Raw genomic sequence first — 21,130 nt, forward strand, 5'->3', positions numbered from 1 at the left:
AAAGGCAATGGGATCTATTCAGCGCATTGGCGGCGGCCGGTCAATCCGCCTCTCTCAATAGAGGCCGAAGCCGCCCGTCATTGCGGGGCGGCTCCAGCGGATACTCAGTCCTCGATAAGGTCCTTGAGGAAGTCGTCGCACCAGCGATTGATGTCGTAGGTCAGCAGGTGGTCCATCATCATCTGCCAGCGCTGCTTGCGCTCGTCGAGCGGCATGCTGAGCCCGCGCGCGATGGCATGCGCCGTTCCCTCGATGTCGTATGGATTGACCAGCAGCGCGCCGCGCAGCTCGCGGGCCGCTCCGGCAAAGCGCGAAAGCACCAGCACGCCCGGATCTTCCGGATCCTGTGCCGCCACATATTCCTTGGCGACAAGGTTCATGCCGTCGCGCAGCGGGGTCACGAGGCCGATCTTCGCCAGCCGGTAGAGACCTGCAAGTACCGGGCGTGGCACGGATCTGTTGATATAGCGGATTGGCACCCAGTCCACGGTGCCGATCGCCCCGTTCACGCGGCCAGCCTGTTCGGCGACCATGCGCTGCATCTGCTCGTACTCCGGCACTTCGGAGCGCGATTTCGGCGTGATCTGCAGATAGGTCACCTTGTTGTGGTGATCCGGGTTGGTTGCGACAAACTGCTCGAAGGCGTCGATACGCTGGGTAATGCCCTTGGAATAATCCAGGCGGTCGACGCCGATGATGAGGTCCTTGCCCTCGACGCTCTGGCGCGCCTTGCGCACCATCGCGTTCTTTTCGGCCTTGATCGCGAATTTGGAAAAGATCTCGGTCTCGATCGAAATCGAGTAAGCGCCGCCCTTGAAGGTGCGCCCGAAGGTCGAGAACTTCTTGCCGCCGTCGATCCGCTCGCCGATCCCTTCGCGCACCAGCCCGCCGCCGAAATTGTCCAGATCGAAATCCGTCTGGAAACCGACCAGGTCATACTGCGAAAGACCGCGCATGATCTGCTCGTGAACCGGCATGGTGAACAGCACGTCCGCCGGCGGCCACGGGATATGCAGGAAGAAGCCGATCTTGTTCTTGAAGCCCATCTGGCGAAGTTCGGCTGCCAGCGGGATCAGGTGGTAGTCATGCACCCAGATGATGTCGTCTTCCTTGAGAAGCGGCGCAAGCTTCTGCGCAAAGAAGCGGTTCACCCGGAAATAGCCGGCCATTTCCTTGCGACCGTATTCGGCCAAGTCCATCCGGTAGTGGCAGATCGGCCAGAGCACCCGGTTGGCAAAGCCGTGGTAATATTCCTCGACGTCGGTGTCGGTGAGATCGGTCAGCGCATAGGTGATCGCGCCATGCTCCTGCATCTCGAGCGGGCCGGGTTCCTCGTTGCCGCTGGAATTGCCAGACCAACCCATCCAGATGCCGCCGCGTTCCTCAAGGGCTGCCTGCAGGGCTACGGCAAGGCCGCCGGCAGGTGCCGCACCGGTCTTGTCCGGAACGGTGACGCGGTTCGATACGACCACTAGACGGCTCACGATATTTCCTTTCGAAAATGCATTCTCAAATCAGTTCAGGCGGCGGCAAGCTTGGCGATCAGCGCGCGCAGTTCGGCCGCCGATCCCAATGTTGCCGACGCGACGGTGTCGGCCGCGATATCGGAAATCCGGATCGAGTGGCCGCCCAGCTTGTTGGCAACCCTGAACATCGCTTCATCAGTTACATCGTCACCGATCGCGATCGGCAACCGGCCGGCAAATGGCTCTTCGCTGAGAAAAGCCCGTAGCGCATCGCCCTTGCTGGCGCGGGCAGGGCGGATTTCCACCACCATCTTCCCCCGCTGCAGAGTGAAGTCGGATCCTGCCCGCTCGCGATAGCGTTCCATCGCCGCCTCGACTTGCCCCTGGAATGTCGGCGCCTGTCGGTAGTGGGCAGCCACGGCGAGACCCTTGTCCTCGACAAGAACGCCCGGCCAGGCTGCTGCTTCCTCGGCAAGGCTTGCTTTCAGCGCCTCGAAATCAGGACCTGGCGTTACCCGCTCGATCGCTCCCGACATCGATCGTCTTTCCGCCCCGTGCAGGCCGGCAATCGGAAAGACATGCGGCTTGAAGAGCTGATCGGCGTAGGGCAGAGCCCGACCCGTCACCAGCGCCACGGCGCCGCTCAGTTTCGCGGAAAGCCGGGTCAGATTCTCGGCCAGATCGTCAGGCACGACGATACCATCAGGCGTATCCGCGATGTCGATCAGCGTGCCGTCGATATCGAAGAAAACTGCCCATTTCCCGGGCTGGTTCAGCACTTCGTGCAGAATGTCGGTGCCGTCAGATGTGCCGGCATGCGCGTCCGCGCTCGATTTTGTATCATCAACCATGCAGCTTCATTTAGGCTTTGAAGCCGCCGCGACAACAGGCTGAGGCAACATTGCGTTGCAAAACGTGATGGGGAAGGGGCCACAAAACTGTCATCTCGGCCGGTAATTCATGTTTCATTAACCCTATTTCGAGACGTTTGATTTTCGGCGGTTGTGTGCGTTGCAAGCAGACAGAGTGGAGCAGAAAGACAAATGTGTCGTTGGGCAGCTTATCGGGGCGAACCGCTTTATCTGGAAGAACTGGTCTCTTCGCCCGCCCATTCCCTGATCGAGCAATCCCACTGTGCGACACGCGCAAAGACCGCCACCAATGGCGACGGTTTCGGCATCGCTTGGTATGGCGACAGACCAGAGCCTGGCCGCTACCGGGACATCCTTCCGGCTTGGTCCGATTGCAATCTGCGCAGTATCGCACGGCAGATCCGCTCGCCACTGTTTCTTGCGCATGTTCGCGCCGCAACGACGGGCGCAACACGGCGCGACAACTGTCACCCCTTCGTGCATGGCCACTGGTCCTTCATGCACAACGGCCAGGTCGCGAGCTTCGAAGCGATCCGCCGGCCGCTCGAAAGCCTGTTATCGGACGAACTGTTCTCGGCCCGGACCGGATCGACAGATTCCGAGCTTCTCTTCCTGCTGGCGCTGCAGTTCGGCATGGATGCCGATCCCTTGGGCGCAATGGAAAAGGCGATCGCCGCCGTCGAAGACATCTCGATGGAACGGCTTGGCACGGCACTCGTGCGCTTCACCGCATGCTTTTCCAACGGCCGCCAGCTTTATGCGGTGCGATATGCCACGGATCACAAGCCACCGACACTTTATGCCGCACCGATGACAGGCAAGGGGTCGGATGCGGATGGATCAAAGACCGGTTACTGCCTGGTGTCGGAACCTTTGAACGACGAGGCCGATACCTGGGTGGAAATTCCAGATGGCAGCGCCGTCAAGGTCTGCCCGGATGGCATGCAGGCGTTGCTCTTCCAGCCGCAGGCGCTGTCGAAGGCCGCGTGATCCTCATGCGAGCCGGGCCGCTATCAGCTCGGCGAGCCGCATCGCAACCTCGTCCTTGCCGAGATCGGGCCACGCATCGATCGCGGTCTCGCTGATGATCTTCACCTGATTGCGCATGCCGCCCATGACGCCGGTCTCAGGCGAGACGTCGTTTGCAACAATCAGGTCTGCACCCTTGCGCTGAAGCTTCGATCGCCCGTTTTCGTCCACATTCTGCGTCTCGGCGGCGAAACCGACGACAAGTCTGGGGCGCTTGTCGTGATGCCCAACGGTCTTGAGGATGTCGGGGTTTTCGGTCAGCATCAGCGGAGCCGGTGCTTCGCCCGGCATTTTCTTGATCTTCTGGTCGGCGGAGGAAGCGACCCGCCAGTCGGCGACGGCCGCCACCATGACGGCGATATCGGCGGGGAGACGGCTTGTCACGGCCTCGAGCATCTCGGCCGCCGTTTCCACATGCAGCGTCGTGACGCCATCGGGATCGGGGATTGTCACCGGGCCTGAAACGAGTGTCACATCGGCACCGAGTTTCGCCAGCGCCGCAGCAATCGCATGGCCCTGACGGCCGGATGAGCGGTTGGCGATGTAGCGCACCGGATCGATCGGCTCATGGGTGGGGCCGGAGGTCACGATGGCGGTCTTGCCGGCCAGCGGTTTCGGCGAAGCATCAAGCAGCGCAATCGCCGCGGCAGCGATTTGCAACGGCTCTGCCATCCGGCCGGCGCCGGCCTCGTTGCTCTCAGCCATCTCGCCGACCATCGGGCCAATCATATGGATGCCATCAGCCTTCAGTGTCTCGGCATTGCGTTTCGTCGGAGGAGCCGACCACATTTTCGGGTTCATGGCAGGCGCCACCAGCACGGGCAGATCGGTCGCCAGAAGCACGGCGCTTGCCAGGTCGTCCGCCATTCCGTGGGCCATCTTTGCCATCAGGTCGGCACTTGCGGGTGCGACGATCACGAGGTCCGCGTCGCGCGCCAGCCGGATATGGCCGACATCCTGCTCGTCCTCGCGCGAAAAAATCTCCGTATAGACATGCCCGCCCGACAATGCCCCGACGGCAAGCGGCGTCACGAACTCCTGGGCGGCCCTGGTCATGACCGGCCGCACCGAGGCGCCGCGTTCGCGCAGCCGCCGGATCAGGTCGAGGCTCTTGTAAGCCGCGATCCCGCCGGAGATGATGAGAAGGATACGCTTGTCTTTGAGTTCCATAGCCCGCCCGCTTTCGAAGTGACCGGAAGCTAGGGTTTTGTTCTTGAACATGCAATCGTCCTGCAGCAAGAGTGGTGAAACTCCGATGAACGGCGGTCGCAATGAATGATTTCAAGTCGGTCGAACCTGCCTCAAACCAGACCCTGATCCAGCCGGCCATCCCGATCTTCCGCATTTTCGACGTCGGCAAGGCGATGGAGTTCTATTGCGGGTTCTTAAGCTTCACCGTCGACTGGGAGCATCGGTTCGCTCCCGACGCACCGCTCTATTGCCAGATATCGCGCAGCGGCATGCTGATGCATCTGTCCGAACATGCGGGCGATGCCTCGCCGGGTGCCCGCGTGTTTGTCCCCATCACCGGTGCTGCAGCGCTCCACGATGAACTCAATGCCAAGGACTATCCATATATGCGGCCGGGGCTGCATCAGGCGCCCTGGGGTCTGGAGGTGTCCGTGACGGATCCTTTCAGCAATCGCATCACCTTCTGCGAACGCGAGATCAAGGGCTAACCGGTCAGCCTAGACCAGTTCGAACAGGTTGAGCGCGATCGGGGAACGCTGTGCCTTCATCACGGCGATGCCCAGTCGCGCCACCGGTCCCGGCCCCTCGATCGGCCGGTACACGACGCCCTCGATGGCGATCTTCGTGATGGAGCCCGGGACGATCGAGACGCCCAGCCCTGCGGCAACCAGATTGACCACGGACGGGATCTGCGGCGCTTCCTGGGTGACGTTGAGCTCGAACCCCGCATCGCGGCAGGCGCTGAGGATATCGTCGAACAGGCTGAGACCCACCGTGCGCGGAAACAGCACGAAGGGCTCTCCTGCAAGCGCTGCGATCGGCACGGTCCGTAAGGTCGCCAGCTCATGGTTCGCCGGCAGTGCGATCAGCATCGGCTCGTCCGCCAGACGTTTCAGCCGCACCGCCTTCGGGTCTTCCAACCCTGGACGGATAAAGGCGGCGTCGATCTCGCCGCGTTCCAGTTTCTCGATCAGCCAGTTGCTGTTCATTTCCGCCAGCGACAGCGCAACGCCCGGCCACTCGCTCCGGAAACGCCGGATAGCGCCGGTTACGACCGGGTTGAAGGCTGCAGACGCGGTAAAGCCCAGTGCCAGCTTTCCTGTCTCGCCGCGCGCGGCACGCCGGGCAGAAAGTTTCGCAGCCTCTGCTGCCGCAAGCGAAGCCCGCGCTTCGGGCAGAAACGCTGCGCCGGCCGCAGTCAGTTCCGCACCATGCGGCACCCGGTGAAAAAGCGCTGCACCGATTTCGGTTTCGAGATCGCGGATCTGCTGGCTGAGCGGTGGCTGGCCGATACCAAGCCGTGCCGCAGCCCGCGTGAAATTCTGCTCCTCGGCGACGGCGAGGAAATAGCGGATATGCCTCAGTTCCATCAGTATCTGTAAAACCTATCAAGTACGCCTGCGCCATATATTGGATTAATGGGAACCGACTGGCTACCTTTGATGGACCTGAAAGGTCGAATTCCCCATGCCCGCCTCCGCATCCATCACTGCCGATCTGTCCGCGGCACCGAACGGTCAAGCTCTTGCAGAGGCGGGGGAGGGGGAGAAGCTCTATCTCGTCCGCGGCACGCCGGCCTACCGGAGGGCAAGTCTCGCCTTCTTCATGTCCGGCTTTTCAACCTTTGCGCTGCTCTACTGCGTCCAGCCGCTCATGCCGATCTTCGCGCGTGATTTCGGCGTCAGTCCGGCGGCAAGCTCGCTGTCCCTGTCGCTGTCGACGGGCTTTCTGGCGGTCGCCATCTTTTGCGCCGCCGCCGTTTCGGAGCGGTTCGGCCGCCGCAGCCTGATGTTCGTGTCCCTGCTCGGCGCCTCGATCTGCACCATCGCCTGCGCCGCCATGCCCAATTGGAACCTGCTTCTGATCATTCGTGCGCTGGAAGGCCTGTTGCTCGGCGGCGTTCCGGCGGTCGCGATGGCCTATCTGTCGGAGGAAGTCGATCCGAAAGGTCTTGGCGCCGCGATGGGTCTCTATATCGCCGGCAACGCCTTTGGCGGCATGGCTGGGCGTGTCGTCACCGGGGTTCTGGCCGAATATTTCTCCTGGCGTCTGGCGCTTGTCGGCATGGGCGCGCTCGGCATCGTCGCCGCCATCGGCTTTCTCGTTCTCCTGCCGCCATCGCGCAACTTCGTGCCGCGCAAATCCAACCTGCGCTATCATGTCGATGCCTGGCTCGGTCACCTGAACCATCCGGCACTGGCACTCCTGTTTGCCATCGGCTTCCTGCTGATGGGCGCGTTCGTCACCATCTACAATTACATCGGCTTCCGGCTTGTGGACGCACCCTACAGCCTCGACCAGACGGAGCTCGGGCTGATCTTCACGGTCTATCTGTTCGGCATCGTCGCTTCCTGGGCCGCCGGTCTCCTCGGAGATCGCTTCGGCCATTTCGCCGTCATGCTCACCGGCATCGTCCTGGCATTTACAGGCGTCGTCATCACACTCGCCACGCCGCTGCCGCTGATCATTCTCGGCATCGTCCTGCTCACCTCCGGCTTCTTCATCGCCCATTCGGTGGCAAGTGCTTTGGTCGGCCGCATGGCGAAAGGCACCAAGGGACACGCCTCCTCGCTCTATCTTCTGGGATATTATCTGGGCTCGAGCGTCGCCGGCTCGGTGGGCGGCCACTTCTGGAGCGCCGATGGCTGGTGGGCCGTATCGGCCTTTACCGGCACGATGCTGGCGCTCGCCCTCGCGGCAGCAGTGCTGTCGCGCCGCATGATGCGGCGAAGCTAGCTCTTCTTGGCGGACGCGTTGACGGCGGGAGCCGGCGAGGTCGTCAGTTTGAAATCCGTCATTTCCTTCGGCGTCAGATAGTACAGTCGGTCCGGCGGGGTCTCCAGTGCGTGCAGCCACAGGCCGGAGCCGATCCCCATTTCCTCCAGATGCCGCGAGACGCGCGCCGTGGTCGCCTGTGCGCCGGACATCGCCTCGTCGGCGCTCGGCCTGTTGCGGCCGCCGTTGAACACCTGGTGCACGCCGATCACCGCATCCTTTTGGGCCACCCGCGTGACACCACCGGCAAACACGATCGGGCAGGAGGAAGCACAGAGCCCCTTGGTCACCACAAGCGTGGCCAGCTTCTTCTCTCGGATCAGCTTCGACATGGCGATCGCGTCGCCCACCGAGCCGCCGGGGGAGTTGAGCGACACCGTCTTCACATATTCGCCGCGGGCTTCAATCTCGGTCGCAAAGCGCTCGGCAGCACCCGGCTCGATCGCTCCTTCAGCCTTCAGAATGCCACCCGTCGTCAGGTTGAAGGTCATCGCCTTGCGCAGCACGTCTGCCGGGCTTGAAGGCTCGACGGGCGGCGCTGCCGGTCGCCCCTCGGTCAGCGCCGGTGGCAGCACGGGATCCGTCTCGCGCATCGGATCGTACCCCGGGCTCTCGGGCTTTGCAGTCGCGATCTCGCGAATGTCGGTCACGAGGAAAATGCCGGAAATGCCGAGCATCAAATAAAACACGCCGCGCAGGATGACACCGTCGTCGAGCCGGCGGATTGCCTCACCGATCCTCATGGCTGCGGTCCCGGCGCGTTTTCGGATCGAGACTGGTGATATTGGTATTCTCGTCGGCCTTTGCTTCTTCGGCCTTCACCTCGTCCGCCTTCCGCTCGGCCAATCGGGCGTCCTCCTCGGATGTCACGGGCTTTTCCATGGCAGCGGTCGCCTGTTCCACGCTCATGCCGCTGGCGCTGACGGCGCGCTGGACTTCGAGCGCCTGCAAAAGCTCGGCAGCGGTAATGCGCTCGGCAAACGGAAGCGGGTCCTCCTGTCTCCGGATCGCGCCATGCACGACGGCCAGGATGAACACCATCACACCCGGCAGAAGGTCGATGGAGATCGCGCCGGCCCAGGCGGGAATAAAGTCGCCGGCATATTCCAGAACGGCGCCGGCCGGCGAAAGCGGCACGAAGCGCCGTTCTCCGACAGTCGGACGCGACAGGATCTCGTCGGCAGCCTTGGCCAGCGCCTTGGATTGCGCGCTCACCGAAGCCTTCACCGTCTCCATTACCTGGTTCTGGCGGTTGACGAGGTCGGGCGCGGCGCCATCCGGCACCGGCGCAATAAAGCCGATCGCCAGATCGTCTGCCGCACGACGGATCGACGGCGCGATCGAGGTCTGCGAGAGCGAGGACACGACCCCCGTCAGCGCCACGGCTTCGGTTGAGAACTGGTCGGCGCGAGGTCCGATATCGCCCGGCGCCGAGACCAGCCCGCGCATCGCCTCAAGCCGCTTCTGGCCCTGTTCGAAAAGATCGGCCACCTGTTCGCGCGACCCGTTGATATTGCCTTCCAGCGATTTCATCTGGGCCGACATCTGGGTGAGCAACTGCACCACGCTGCCGGAGCCGGTGGTGCCGGTCAGCGAGCCGGACTGGCGCTCGACACCGGCAAGCTGCGAGAACCGCTCACCGGCGCGCTGGATATCCGGCAGCAGGCTCTGCGCGGCGATCGCGTTCTGGTGCGCGCGGTCGAGATCGGCCGTATAGGCTTCCACGGTTTCGGAAAGGTGCTGTTCGACGGCGGACGAACCGGCAAGTGCCGCAGCGTTCAGCCAGCTCGACATCGCCATGATCATCACGGCACCTGCGGCCATCACTGCCAGCATTGCCGTGCGCCCGGTCCGCGATGTGACATGCGGATAGAACCGCGCCATGTAGGACCAGAAGGCATAGATGCCGACCGACACCGACACGGAATAGATGATCGCGGCAAAGAACACCGCCGTCGGCGACCCGTCGAGAATGGTGCGGGCACCGAGATAGGTATAGACGCCCGATGCCAGCGCCAGCACTGCCAGCGCAAATCGCGTCATCGTTTCGACGGCAACGACGCCGTCCTGCAGCCGTCGGGAAGCGCCAAGCGCCATGGGCAAACTCCAAATGGCCACCTGGGGGGCACGCGAAAGGACTATATTCCTTTAAGAAAGTCTGAAGAAACCGGCGGAATAAAGGCGTATTACGCTCACGGTTGCGTGGGCTGCACGCCCTGCATGCCGAAGCCACCAAGCGCGAAGAAACCGTCGATCGCATGGATCGGCGAGATGGCGATCAACTCCGTCAGGAAGGCCTCCGACGCGAGTTCCGCCTCGATCGCCTCAACCTCCGCCGAAAGCGGCCGATCGACCGTGTAGAAGGCTGCATGGCGGCGTACGGCATCGTAGATCAGCTTGACCGCACCGCCCGGCTCGTCGCCATGGATATCCATGGCCTGGGCTGCCAGCAACGCTTCCAGCGCTGCCAGTCGCTGCAGCGCCTGAACCTGTCGCTCGAACCGTTCGATCACCAGCGGCAGGAAGGCTGCCTCGTCTTCCATACCGCCGGCCACCACCAGCGACTGAGCCGAAACCGGGTTGGTCATCGACAGCACGCGTGAGAAGATTTCCCCGGCCAGCTTGATGATTGGGCCGAAGCCGGTCGCGATCACACCATGCGGAACCAGATTGACCGGCAGATCGCGGCGCTGGCCGTTTCCAAGAAGAACGCAGCGGTTGAAGGCATTGCGTGCCGCATGCGCCATCGTCAGCGATGCCGATTCCAGGAGCACCGTAACGTCGAGCGGCAGCGAACCGCCTGACGTCAGAACCCGGCCGTCGACGATCACGGGGTTGTCGTCGGAGCGGCCCGTCGCCGCCAGTATCTTGTGGCCGGCGGTCAGCACGCTTTCAAACACCGTGCCGAACACCTGCGCGATCATACGCAGGCTCAACGGGTCCTGGATTTGCGTTGCCTTCGGCCAGTCCCAGCCTTCGGACGCGTTGCACAGCCATTTGCCGATCATCGCCTCGCGTGGCGTGCCCACATGGGTGACGGCAATCCACGGGTCGCGGGATCCGCCCATCGCACCGGAAGCGGCCATGCCTGTGGCAAGCAGCGTTCGGATGGCGCAGGCGGCCGTGCGCGTCGCGCCGGCGGCGGCCGCAAAGCTGACGGAATTGACGCTGAGCGAGGCAAGGCTGTCGCGCGGCGCCATTTTCATCGGCGCGATGCCTGCCGCCGCAAAGGCTTCCGCTGCGGGCAGGCGGCGTCCCTCGAACATTGCCTCGCCGACGCCGGTCAGGACAGCACCGATCTGCCCCATCAGACCGATATCGGCGCAGCCGATCGAGCCGGTGCGCCGCACGACCGGAATGACGTCGGCCTGCAGCAGATCGAGATAGGCCTGAACCAGTTCGGTCGAGCAACCCACATAGCCCGTCAGCGCCGTGTTGACGCGCAACGCCATCGCATTGCGCACGACGCAGATCGGAAACGGTTCGCCGGTGCCGAAGTGATGGGCCCGGACGAGCCCGATATTGAAAGCGTCCAGCTCTTCCGGCGACCACGCGACGTCCTTCATCGCACCAACGCCGGTCGTCGCGCCATAGACGGGCGTGCCCTCGGCAATCGTGCTTTCCAGCACCAACCGCGCCGCAGCGACACGGGCAAGCCCTTCGGCACTGGCTGTCACGGTTACTTCGCCACGGCCGATCTTGATCAGCTCGGCAAAGCCGATCGGCTGGCCGGTGAGTTCGATTGTGATGCGGTCTGGGTTTTTGGGTGCGGCGGACATGGCATTCCTTTTTGCCCGCACACTAATTCATCCTGTCGTCCAAGGTATATCCCAGAACCTGGACATCTGATGTCGCAACGCGCCTTTTCAGACGACGGCGAAGGCGATGACGACGAGCGAGATCGCGATGATCCACAGTGCCCAGCGGCCGGAGCGGCTGTGCCGGGCTTCCGCCTTGCCGATCGCGTCTGCCGTTTCGGGATCGAAACGCAGGCCGTGTTCGCTCATGTGAACGAGTTCCCGGTGCAGGGTTTCCGTCTTGGCGGCAATCTCCGGCAAGGCTTCGGCGAGCTTCAGCCCTGCCTTCATCCCGTCCTTAAGGTCGGATGCGATGCGCTTGGGGCCAAGATTGTCGCGGATCCACTGGCCGACGACCGGCTCTGCGGCCTTCCACATGTTGAAACGCGGGTCGAGGATACGCGAAACGCCTTCGACGACGACCATGGTCTTCTGCAAGAGGATCAACTGCGGCTGGGTCTGCATCTCGAACAGGTCGGTCACTTCGAACAGCAGCGCCAGCAGCCGGGCCATGGAGATGGTTTCGGCGGGCTGACCGTGGATCGGCTCGCCGATCGCCCGGATCGCCTGCGCGAAGGCTGCAACGTCGTGATGGGCAGGCACATAGCCCGCTTCGAAATGCACCTCGGCGACACGCATATAGTCGCGGGTAATAAAGCCGTAGAGGATTTCGGCGAGGAAGCGTCGTTCCTTTTTGCCCAGCCGTCCGGTGATCCCCATGTCGACGGCGACGATCGTACCGTCCCGCTCGACGAAGAGGTTGCCGGGATGCATGTCGGCATGGAAGAAGCCGTCGCGAAGCGTGTGACGCAGGAAGGACTGGATCAGCACTTCTGCGAGCTTTTCCAGATCGTGGCCGGCAGCCCTCAGCGCCGGGACGTCGTTCATCTTGGCGCCGTCGATCCACTCCATGGTGATGACGTCGCGGCCGGTCCGTTCCCAGTCCACTTCAGGCACGCGGAAACCTGGGTCGTCCGCCGTGTTTTCGGCAATCTCGGAAAGGGCTGCAGCCTCCAGGCGCAGGTCCATTTCCATCTTGGTCGTCTGTTCCAGCGTCCGCGTCACCTCAATCGGGCGAAGCCGGCGGCTGGAGGGCATCAGGCGTTCCTGCATGCGGGCAACCACATACATGCCTTCGATGTCATTTGCGAAACGCTGGCGCACGCCGGGGCGCACCACTTTCACGGCCATCTTTTTGCCGTTCACTTCGGCCGGGTGCACCTGCGCGATCGAGGCGGCCGCAATCGGCTCTTCGAACGATGTGTAGAGATCACTGATCGGGCGGCCAAGCGAGGTCTCGACGGCGGTTTTGGCAGCATCCGTGGGGAAGAAGGCCATCCGGTCCTGCAGCATGGCAAGATCGACGGCCCAGTCGACGCCGACGACATCCGGGCGGGTGGCGAGAAATTGGCCGATCTTCACATAGGAAGGACCAAGCCTTCCCACGGCGCGGGTCAGCCTTTCGCTGCGGGGCTGCTTCTTCGCCCTGAAACGGGTGAGCGGCTCGAGCATGGACTTGAGAATACCGACGGCCGGCGGCAGGTCCTGTGTCGGCAGGGCCGAAACCACGCCTTCGCGGACAAGAACCCAGCCGACACGGGCGAGCCGGAAATAAGCGCCGATCGTGCTCATCGCTTCAGAGCTTCCAGCCGGAATGCAGCGCCGCGATCCCGCCGGTATAATTGGTGTAGCTCACGCGCGAAAAACCGGCGGTGCGGATCATCGCTGCGAAATTTTCCTGGTTGGGGAATTTGCGGATCGATTCCACCAGATACTGGTAGGGCTCGGAATCACCGGTGATCATCTTGCCGAAGCGCGGGATCGCCCGGAACGACCACTCGTCGTAAAACTTGTCGAGCAGCGGAAGTTCGACTTCCGAAAATTCCAGAACCAGCAACCGTCCGCCACGCTTCAGCACGCGAAAGGCTTCAGACAGCGCCACGTCGATGCGCGGAACGTTGCGGATCCCGAAGGCGACCGTATAGGCGTCGAAGGAATTGTCCTCGAAGGGCAGGGATTCTGCATTCGCCTCGATGAAATCGAGATTGCCGGACAGCTTTTTCTTCTGCGCCCGCTCGGCGCCCACGGCCAGCATCGAGCCATTGATATCGAGCACCGTCGTATGGGCCTTGAGGCCCGAGGCCTCGACGATGCGGAATGCGACGTCGCCGGTGCCGCCCGCCACATCCAGCGTCCGGTAGCTCGCATCCTTGCGCGGATTGAGCGCGGTAATCATCGCGTCCTTCCACACCCGGTGCATGCCCGCCGACATGACGTCGTTCATCACGTCATAGCGCTTGGCGACCTTGTGGAATACGTCGTTGACGAGGCCCTGCTTTTCCCCATCGGCCACCTGGCGGAAGCCATAGGAGGTTTCCATTCCGCCTTCGGCGCGGGTGCGGGCTTCGGTCATGGGCAGCTCCTCGGTGTCTCTATCCAGGCGGACCATAGCGAAACCGGTTTCCGGACGCTATGTGGTGGATTACCGCCCGGTCTATAGAGCACCGGCGGCATCGTTGAAACAGGAAGTTAGGTAGACCATGCCCGAATTGCCAGAGGTCGAAACCGTTCGTCGCGGCCTTTCTCCGGCCATGGAGGGAGCAAAGCTTGCAAGGCTGCAGCTGAACCGCACCGATCTGCGCTTTCCGTTCCCGGAAAATCTTGTCGCCGCAGTCGAAGGCCGGCAGATCATCGCTCTGGGAAGACGCGCCAAATACCTGCTGATCGACCTCGAAGACGATCTCACCATCATTGCCCATCTCGGCATGTCCGGCTCGTTCAGGGTCGAGGAAGAGGCGCTTGGCACATTTCATCATCCGCGCTCCAAGGACGAGAAGCATGACCACGTCGTCTTTCATCTGGAGCGTGGCAACGAGACATTGAAGGTCATCTATAATGATCCGCGCCGTTTCGGCTTCTTGCATCTGGCAAAGCGCAGCGAGCTCGATCTCTACCCTGCCTTCGCACAACTCGGGCCGGAGCCGACCGGCAACGCGCTCGATGCGGAGTATCTCGGCAAGCGGTTTTCCGGCAAGGCGCAGCCATTGAAGAGCACGCTGCTCGATCAGACCGTGATCGCCGGTCTCGGCAATATCTATGTCTGCGAAGCGCTGTGGCGCGCACACCTGTCGCCGAAGAGGGCAGCGGGCAGCATCGTCACGCCCACGGGCCGGCCGAAGAAGGAGCTGGTGCTGCTGACGGAAGCGATCCGCGCTGTCATTGCCGATGCGATTGCAGCCGGCGGCTCGTCTCTGCGCGACCATATCCAGACGGACGGCTCGCTTGGCTATTTCCAGCATTCCTTCTCTGTCTATGACCAGGAGGATAAGCCCTGCCGCACGCCGGGCTGCGGCGGCACCGTTTCTCGTATCACCCAAGCCGGCCGCTCCACCTTCTACTGCCCGCGCTGCCAGAAGTGATCAGCCGTTGCAGGCGATGTTTGAACACGCATCCCTGTAAGGAGAGTGGGAGGGGTTATGGTCGCGAAAAGGACGCGGGACTTCGCCAAACGGCAAATTCAGCGGCACCCTTCATGCGAATCCGCGTTGACGAGGCGCGCTATACCGGTTATATGCCCGCCCACAGTTGGGAAAGCCTGATCGACGGCTTCCTCTATTGCTCCCGAATTGCTGGATTGATGGTCGCAGGACCTACGCGGCAACGGCGGAGTTTTGGTTCGAATTCGTAGAGAGGCATGATATGGCCAATACAACTTCGGCGAAAAAAGCGACCCGCAAGATCGCTAGCCGTACCGCAGTCAACAAGTCCCGCCGCTCGCGCGTTCGTGGCTTTATCCGCAAGGTTGAAGAAGCGATCGCAACGGGTGACGTATCCGTCGCTGCTGCTGCTCTGAAGGCAGCTCAGCCGGAAATCGCACGCGCTGCAACGAAGGGCGTCCTTCACAGCAACACGGCGTCCCGCAAGGTCTCGCGCCTGGCAGCTCGCGTCAAGGCACTCTCCGCCTAATATCACCTTTAGCGTGCATGCATCAAAAGCCTGGTCGGTCGACCGGGCTTTTTGTGATTCTCGGTCCTTTGTACTTCGTTAACCGGCTCAGTAACGGTTACGTGTCAGGTGCGTGACAGATTTTCCCGATGAAATACAAAGGCTTATGAGAGGTCTGCCCAAGTCTGGCGGCAATTCCGCCAACCCGCCGCCTGCTTTTTGAGTCAAGGTTTTTTTTATTTTTTCTCTGAATCGTACCATCAGAAATAGATGGATTTTGAATCCCATTGATTCAACTGGGATTCTTCTCCGCAACCCTCCGGCCATTCAAATCGCGCCCAGAGAGTCAACGGTCGCGCTCGGATTTTGCGTAAAATTCATCATTGATCTTGCCATTTGATCCTGCCTAAATGGCTTTTAGCGAGAGGCATGGAGATCACTCCTAGAGCCTGCCGACAACCGCTCGACACCGAGCGGCCCGGGGACTTTAAGCAGCTTGCGGCGAGATGTTTTTCTCGTTTCCTTATTTAACCGATGGTTGCAAGCCGGAAATTGGCTTTTCCGGCAACAGCTGAACTTATGCGTGACGGGGCCGACTGGGGAGTCGGAAGAAGGCAGTGGGAAGTCAGCGGCTCTTCATAACGAGGATGGAGCGTGCGCTGAGTTGCGGGTTGGCTCCCGCAGGTCTGGATCAGACGAGGTGATCCGGATCGATCTTTGATGGTCCGGGCGGTTGGCCTGGAACTTTAATCGATGGGGAAGGGCAGTCATCGTTTCCTCGCGGAGACGGGCTGTCGGACGTAGTTAAAAAGAATATGTCCTGGCGGGAAACAGAACCGCCGGGCTCCTATGGAAAAGGCGGCGAATAATGCAAATGAATAACGTATCGGCTCGTGCAACCGGCAACGGGGGCAATGCACGACAGGCGTTTGATTCCGTTTGCGCACAGGCGGCAGGGGAAACACCAGTTATGAAGCATGATGCTCTTTTCGAGCGGTTCAGTGTGCGTCTTAAAGCACAGGTCGGCCAGGATGTTTACGCAAGCTGGTTTGCAAGACTTAAGCTTCACACCGTCTCGAAGAGTGTCGTCAGGCTCACGGTGCCCACGACGTTTCTGAAGTCTTGGATCAACAACCGTTATCTTGATCTGATCACGTCGATCTTCCAGGCGGAAGATGCCGAGATCCTCAAGGTGGAGATCCTGGTCCGCACGGCAACCCGCGCTGCAAAGCCGGTATCGGATGTCCAGGACGGCGTCATTGGCTCGGATGCTCCGGCACCTGTCGCGTCGCAACGCCCGTCTGCACCGCGTGAGATCGGCAAGATCGCCACGTTCCCGACTGCCGCGTCCACCCCGGTTCGCCAGTCCTCGCAGCCCGGCCCGTTGTTCGGTTCGCCACTCGACAGCCGTTATACGTTCGACACGTTCGTTGAAGGCGCCTCGAACCGCGTGGCGCTTGCCGCTGCCAAGACGATTGCGGAAGCCGGTGCCGGTGCCGTGCGTTTCAACCCGCTGTTTATTCATTCCGGTGTCGGTCTCGGCAAGACCCACCTTCTGCAGGCCATCGCCAACGCCGCCGTCGGCAGCCCCCGCATGCCGCGCGTGGTCTATCTCACCGCCGAATACTTCATGTGGCGTTTCGCAACCGCGATCCGCGACAATGATGCCCTGACGCTCAAGGACAGCCTGCGCCATATCGATCTGTTGATCATCGACGACATGCAGTTCCTGCAGGGCAAGATGATCCAGAACGAATTCTGCCATCTGCTCAACATGCTGCTCGACAGCGCCAAGCAGGTCGTGGTTGCTGCCGACCGCGCGCCCTGGGAGCTGGAATCGCTCGATCCGCGGGTTCGCTCGCGTCTGCAGGGCGGCGTGGCCATCGAGGTCGAGACGCCGGATTACGATATGCGCATGGAAATGCTCAAAGGTCGTCTCGCGGCTGCCCAGCAGGATGATCCATCGCTCGATATCCCGCACGAAATTCTCGATCACGTCGCACGCAGCGTCGTCAGCACCGGTCGCGAACTGGAAGGCGCGTTCAACCAGCTGCTGTTCCGTCGCTCGTTTGAGCCGAACCTCTCGATCGAGCGTGTCGACGAGCTTCTCGCCCATCTGGTCGGCGCCGGGGAAGCAAGGCGCGTCCGGATCGAGGATATCCAGCGCGTCGTGGCACGCCATTACAACGTCTCGCGGCAGGAACTGGTCTCCAACCGCCGCACCCGCGTCATCGTCAAGCCGCGCCAGGTCGCTATGTACCTCTCGAAAACCATGACGCCGCGCTCCTTCCCGGAAATCGGCCGTCGGTTTGGTGGCCGCGACCATACGACCGTGCTGCATGCGGTTCGCAAGATCGAGGACCTGATCTCGGGCGACAGCAAGCTCAGCCACGAGGTCGAGCTTCTGAAGCGCCTGATCAACGAAAACAATCTGTGATCATCGACTAACCGACCCAAGCCGGCTCTTATCCATCGGATGAGAGCCGGTTTTTGTTTGTCCGGGCGTTGACGGGATTTGGCTTCTGGCGCACACCAATTTTTCTGGTGTGCGAGGAGCGTGTCGTGTTTCTTTTATCCGTGGCGACCATCTGGGCTGTCGCCTGCATTACCCCCGGGCCAAATACGCTGCTGGTGATCCGCTATTGCCTCACAGCACCGCGCAGGGTTGCCATTACGGCAGCCATGGGAACGATTACCGGAACATGCCTGTGGGGCTTTGCGGGCTGGCTCGGGATCAATGCCCTGTTTCAGGCAGCCCCTTTCGCCTATGTCGCGCTGAAGATCGTCGGCGGTCTTTATCTCGTATGGCTCGGCCTGCGCGTCTTCATGGATGTCCGGAAGGCCCGGACAACACCCGAATTTGCCCCCACAGAACGCGAGATACCCTTGAGGAAGGCTTACCGACTGGGGCTTGCGACCAACCTCGCCAACCCGAAATCGGCTCTCTTCGTTGCCTCGCTGTTTGCCGCTACCATGCCGGCGGGCACGCCGTTTCTCTACGGGCTAGCGGCAATCGCTGTCATGGTCGCGGTTTCGGCCTGTTACTATACGTTTCTGGTCGGCCTGATCACCCATCCGCGGGTAGCGAGCGCCTATCTCAAGGCCAAGCAGAAGATCGACCTCGGCGTTGCCACCGTCTTCGTCGGCTTCGGCACCAAGCTTCTCCTGTCACAGAAGTAAGAGCCATGGCGGAACACGATCAGACCCTCCGCTTCTACGCCGACAATGCCGAAACCTATGCCGGTTATCGGGAGAAGGCGAACGAGATCAGGCTGGAAGCGTTTCTCAACCGTCTCTCGGCCGGTGCCCGGGTTCTCGAACTTGGCTGCGGAAATGGCCGCGACAGCGGTTTCATGATCGAACGCGGGTTTGACGTCACACCGACCGACGGCGTTCTGGAAATGGCGCGGGAAGCGTCACGCCGCCTGGGGCGCGAAGTCGAGGTCCTGCGCTTCGGAGATATTGAAGCAGCGAATGCCTACGATGGCATCTGGGCCAATGCCTGCCTTCTGCATACGCCGAGAAACGATCTTGCCGATGTCCTTGCCCGTATCCACCGGGCGCTGCGCCCCGCCGGCCTTTTCTACGCAAGCTACAAGACCGGCGGCGAAGAGATGACGGATACGATCGGACGCTATTACAACAATCCTTCGCGGCCGTGGCTTGAACAGCTCTACGTGTCCGTCGAATGGTCTTCGCTCGATATCACCGAGAATGAAGGCAGCGGCTACGATGACCGGCCGACCGAATGGCTGCATGTGACGGCGGTGAAGGCCTAGTCAGCAGGCGAGGTCGGCAACCACAGCATCGAGGATCAGCATGCCCGAGGGCGTGCAGCGCAGCCTGGAATTTCCCAGCCGCTCGATAAAGCCGTGCTCGAGAAGCCTCTCCTCCCGCACCGGATCCGGATCGCGGCCGGAAAGCTCCTGCCAGCGCGCCAGATCGACACCTTCGGTCAGGCGCAGTCCCATCAGAAGCAGTTCGTCCGCCTGTTCGTCGAAGCCCAGCAACTCCTGGTCGACCATGCCGTGACCGCTGAGCTCGACCTGTTCGAGCCAGGATTCCGGACGTCGCTCGGTGGCGGTGGCGATCTTGTCGCGTCCCCGCGTCAGGCGACCATGCGCACCAGGGCCGATGCCGGCATAGTCGCCATAGCGCCAGTAGGTCAGGTTGTGCCGGCTTTCAGCACCCGGCTTGGCGTGGTTGGAAACCTCGTAGGCCGGCATGCCATGCGCGGCCGTGATCTCCTGCGTCGCCTCGTAGAGCAGCGCCGACTGCTCATCATCTGGAACGATCAGCTTGCCGGCCTTGTGCAGGCCGTAGAACGGCGTGCCTTCCTCGATCGTCAGCTGATAGAGGGAAAGGTGATCGACGGCATAGGAAATGGCCTGCTTCAGCTCCGCTTCCCAGGCCTCCACCGTCTGCTTGGGACGGGCGTAGATCAGGTCGAACGACATGCGCGGAAAGATCTCGCGTGCCAGCTTGATCGCCTTCAGCGCGTCTGCCACGTCATGCAGGCGGCCGAGGAATTTGAGATCCGTATCGTTGAGCGCCTGCACGCCCATCGAGACCCGGTTGATGCCGGCAGCCCGGTAGCCGCGAAAGCGTTCCGCCTCGACGCTGGAAGGGTTGGCTTCCATCGTGATCTCGATCCCGTCAGGCACATGCCAGTGCTGCGCGATCCCGTTGAGGATCGCCCCGACGGTTGAAGGATCCATCAGCGAAGGCGTGCCGCCGCCCAGAAAGATGCTCGTGACCGTCTTCGGCCCGCTCATCTTCCGCATCGTTTCCATCTCTTTCAGAAACGCGGCGGTGTAGCGGAGCTGATCCACGGGTTGGTGGCGGACATGGCTGTTGAAATCGCAATAGGGGCATTTGGCCGCGCAAAACGGCCAGTGCACGTAAACGCCGAAGCCCGGCTCACCCGTGTCGGGTAGCAGCATGCCGGGAAAAAGGGGAGCGACGGCGTTCAATGGGGATCAGGCCTCCAGGCAGGTTTCAACGAACAGCTTGAACGCGCGCGCCCGGTGCGAAAGCGCATGTTCATCGCCGGGCTTCCAGCCGTGCTTTTCCTCGCTGGTCATTTCACCAAACGTGGTCTCGTGCCCTTCCGGCTGGAAGATCGGGTCGTAACCGAAACCGGCATCACCACGCGGCGGCCAGGCGACAACGCCTTCGACATCGCCGCGGAAGAGTTCGGTGTGGCCATCCGGCCAGGCAAGGCAGAGAACGCTCACAAAACGGCAGCTGCGCTTGTCGGGCTTGGTCGCACCCTTTTCCTGCAGCGCGTCTTCCACCTTCTGCATCGCCATCGCGAAATCACGGCTGCCATCCTCGCGCTCGGCCCAGTTGGCGGTATAGACACCGGGAGCACCGTCCAGCGCATCGATGACGATGCCGCTATCGTCGGAAAGGGCGGGCAGGCCGGACGCCTTGGCAGAGGCAAGCGCCTTGATTGCGGCGTTTTCCTCAAATGTCGTGCCGGTCTCGTCCGGTTCCTCGAACTTCAGTTCGGCTGCGGACTTTGCCGAGAAGCCGAACGGACCGATCAATTCGGCAATCTCGCGGATCTTGCCGGCATTGTGGCTGGCAACGACGATCGTTTTCGTCTCAAGCTTGCGCATGAAGGTTCCTATAGATTCCAGAGCCTCGGCTCTGCGCATTCCAGACTGTTGCCGGCCGGGTCGCGGAAATAGAGGGATCGAGCGCCGGTTGGCCAGCGAAAATCGCTTTCAATCACGATGCCCGCCTTGTTGAGCTTTTCTGCCATTCTGTCAATCGCCGGGCCTTCCATACGAAAGCACACATGCCCCGGGCCTGCCGTGCCGTGCGGCGGAACCGGCAGCGCATCATCAGGCGGCGGCTTCAGCGTCTCGGCGCGATTGAAGATCAACAGGATGCCGGGTCCGCATCGGTAAAACACGTGGCGATCGCCGGCCCGCAACACCCGTTCAAGCCCGAGCAGTTCACCGTAAAAGGCTTCCGCCGCATCGAGATCATCGACATAGAGCGCTGTTTCGAGAATGCTGTCGATCAAAACAGTGGCTCCCTTGTC

The 21,130-nt window shown here is 61.8% G+C and carries 19 protein-coding genes and 1 pseudogene; 8 read left to right on the plus strand and 12 right to left on the minus strand.

Features of this window, described 5'->3' with window-relative positions:
- Positions 1-104: 104 nt before the first annotated feature.
- Together otsA and otsB are read right to left on the minus strand one after the other, a co-directional pair.
- Positions 105-1,484 (minus strand): alpha,alpha-trehalose-phosphate synthase (UDP-forming), encoded by a 1,380-nt coding sequence (otsA, locus tag IFT66_RS15245; protein WP_062454049.1) that lies wholly within the window; start codon positions 1,482-1,484, stop codon positions 105-107.
- A gap of 35 nt (positions 1,485-1,519) precedes the next feature.
- The gene (gene otsB / locus IFT66_RS15250; protein WP_184654184.1) at positions 1,520-2,317 is read right to left on the minus strand and encodes a trehalose-phosphatase; all 798 of its coding nucleotides are present in this window, start codon (positions 2,315-2,317) and stop codon (positions 1,520-1,522) included.
- Positions 2,318-2,509: 192 nt separating this feature from the next.
- On the opposite strand from otsB, the gene IFT66_RS15255 reads away from it, so the two are divergent.
- Positions 2,510-3,328 (plus strand): class II glutamine amidotransferase, encoded by an 819-nt coding sequence (locus IFT66_RS15255; protein WP_113166959.1) that lies wholly within the window; start codon positions 2,510-2,512, stop codon positions 3,326-3,328.
- 3 nt (positions 3,329-3,331) lie between these two features.
- Here IFT66_RS15255 and coaBC read toward each other — a convergent pair whose 3' ends face one another.
- Positions 3,332-4,537, minus strand: a complete 1,206-nt coding sequence (gene coaBC / locus IFT66_RS15260) for a bifunctional phosphopantothenoylcysteine decarboxylase/phosphopantothenate--cysteine ligase CoaBC (protein ID WP_192078283.1) — start codon at positions 4,535-4,537, stop codon at positions 3,332-3,334.
- Positions 4,538-4,683: 146 nt separating this feature from the next.
- On the opposite strand from coaBC, the pseudogene IFT66_RS15265 reads away from it, so the two are divergent.
- Positions 4,684-5,046: pseudogene (locus IFT66_RS15265) on the plus strand (glyoxalase superfamily protein); the annotation flags it as partial.
- Positions 5,047-5,055: 9 nt separating this feature from the next.
- Here the strand turns inward: IFT66_RS15265 and IFT66_RS15270 are convergent.
- Entirely contained in the window at positions 5,056-5,928 is an 873-nt protein-coding gene (locus tag IFT66_RS15270; protein WP_062578806.1) for a LysR family transcriptional regulator, read from the minus strand.
- 97 nt (positions 5,929-6,025) lie between these two features.
- Between IFT66_RS15270 and IFT66_RS15275 the strand changes: the two genes are divergently transcribed.
- Positions 6,026-7,294: an MFS transporter gene (locus tag IFT66_RS15275; RefSeq protein WP_192078136.1), complete on the plus strand. Its 1,269-nt coding sequence runs from the start codon at positions 6,026-6,028 to the stop codon at positions 7,292-7,294.
- Here the strand turns inward: IFT66_RS15275 and IFT66_RS15280 are convergent.
- The 5 genes from IFT66_RS15280 to ubiE form a co-directional block, all read right to left on the minus strand.
- Positions 7,291-8,076: an ATP-dependent Clp protease proteolytic subunit gene (locus IFT66_RS15280; protein ID WP_062578808.1), complete on the minus strand. Its 786-nt coding sequence runs from the start codon at positions 8,074-8,076 to the stop codon at positions 7,291-7,293. The two genes, IFT66_RS15275 and IFT66_RS15280, sit on opposite strands and share 4 nt — an antisense overlap.
- Entirely contained in the window at positions 8,063-9,430 is a 1,368-nt protein-coding gene (locus tag IFT66_RS15285) for a hypothetical protein (RefSeq protein WP_192078137.1), read from the minus strand. The genes IFT66_RS15280 and IFT66_RS15285 overlap by 14 nt, the downstream gene beginning before the upstream one ends.
- Before the next feature lie 95 nt (positions 9,431-9,525).
- A complete protein-coding gene (locus IFT66_RS15290) occupies positions 9,526-11,112 on the minus strand; it encodes an aromatic amino acid lyase (RefSeq protein WP_192078138.1) in 1,587 nt (528 codons plus the stop codon).
- A gap of 87 nt (positions 11,113-11,199) precedes the next feature.
- Positions 11,200-12,762, minus strand: coding sequence for a 2-polyprenylphenol 6-hydroxylase (gene ubiB, locus IFT66_RS15295; protein WP_062454040.1), 1,563 nt, complete (start codon positions 12,760-12,762; stop codon positions 11,200-11,202).
- Between the two features lie 4 nt (positions 12,763-12,766).
- Entirely contained in the window at positions 12,767-13,543 is a 777-nt protein-coding gene (ubiE, locus tag IFT66_RS15300; protein ID WP_062454932.1) for a bifunctional demethylmenaquinone methyltransferase/2-methoxy-6-polyprenyl-1,4-benzoquinol methylase UbiE, read from the minus strand.
- 127 nt (positions 13,544-13,670) lie between these two features.
- Between ubiE and mutM the strand changes: the two genes are divergently transcribed.
- From mutM to IFT66_RS15325, 5 genes are all read left to right on the plus strand, one after another.
- Positions 13,671-14,549, plus strand: coding sequence for a bifunctional DNA-formamidopyrimidine glycosylase/DNA-(apurinic or apyrimidinic site) lyase (gene mutM / locus IFT66_RS15305; protein WP_092663778.1), 879 nt, complete (start codon positions 13,671-13,673; stop codon positions 14,547-14,549).
- A 280-nt stretch (positions 14,550-14,829) separates the two neighbouring features.
- On the plus strand, positions 14,830-15,096 hold the full coding sequence (rpsT, locus tag IFT66_RS15310; protein WP_062454038.1) for a 30S ribosomal protein S20: 267 nt from the start codon (positions 14,830-14,832) through the stop codon (positions 15,094-15,096).
- 847 nt (positions 15,097-15,943) lie between these two features.
- Positions 15,944-17,512, plus strand: coding sequence for a chromosomal replication initiator protein DnaA (gene dnaA / locus IFT66_RS15315; protein ID WP_062454037.1), 1,569 nt, complete (start codon positions 15,944-15,946; stop codon positions 17,510-17,512).
- Positions 17,513-17,637: 125 nt separating this feature from the next.
- A complete protein-coding gene (locus IFT66_RS15320; protein ID WP_184654175.1) occupies positions 17,638-18,255 on the plus strand; it encodes a LysE family translocator in 618 nt (205 codons plus the stop codon).
- Positions 18,256-18,260: 5 nt separating this feature from the next.
- A complete protein-coding gene (locus IFT66_RS15325) occupies positions 18,261-18,854 on the plus strand; it encodes a class I SAM-dependent methyltransferase (protein ID WP_192078139.1) in 594 nt (197 codons plus the stop codon).
- Here IFT66_RS15325 and hemW read toward each other — a convergent pair whose 3' ends face one another.
- The 3 genes from hemW to IFT66_RS15340 are packed head-to-tail and all read right to left on the minus strand — an operon-like array spanning position 18,855 to position 21,112.
- A complete protein-coding gene (gene hemW, locus IFT66_RS15330; protein WP_192078284.1) occupies positions 18,855-20,018 on the minus strand; it encodes a radical SAM family heme chaperone HemW in 1,164 nt (387 codons plus the stop codon). It abuts the gene before it with no gap.
- A gap of 36 nt (positions 20,019-20,054) precedes the next feature.
- Complete coding sequence (gene rdgB, locus IFT66_RS15335; RefSeq protein ID WP_174195507.1) at positions 20,055-20,699, minus strand: RdgB/HAM1 family non-canonical purine NTP pyrophosphatase; 645 nt, start codon at positions 20,697-20,699, stop codon at positions 20,055-20,057.
- 8 nt (positions 20,700-20,707) lie between these two features.
- Positions 20,708-21,112: a VOC family protein gene (locus IFT66_RS15340; RefSeq protein ID WP_062578823.1), complete on the minus strand. Its 405-nt coding sequence runs from the start codon at positions 21,110-21,112 to the stop codon at positions 20,708-20,710.
- Between the last annotated feature and the right edge of the window lie 18 nt (positions 21,113-21,130).

Origin of the sequence: Rhizobium sp. CFBP 13726 (assembly GCF_014841925.1) — a bacterium.
Classification (GTDB): Bacteria; Pseudomonadota; Alphaproteobacteria; order Rhizobiales; family Rhizobiaceae; genus Neorhizobium; species Neorhizobium soli.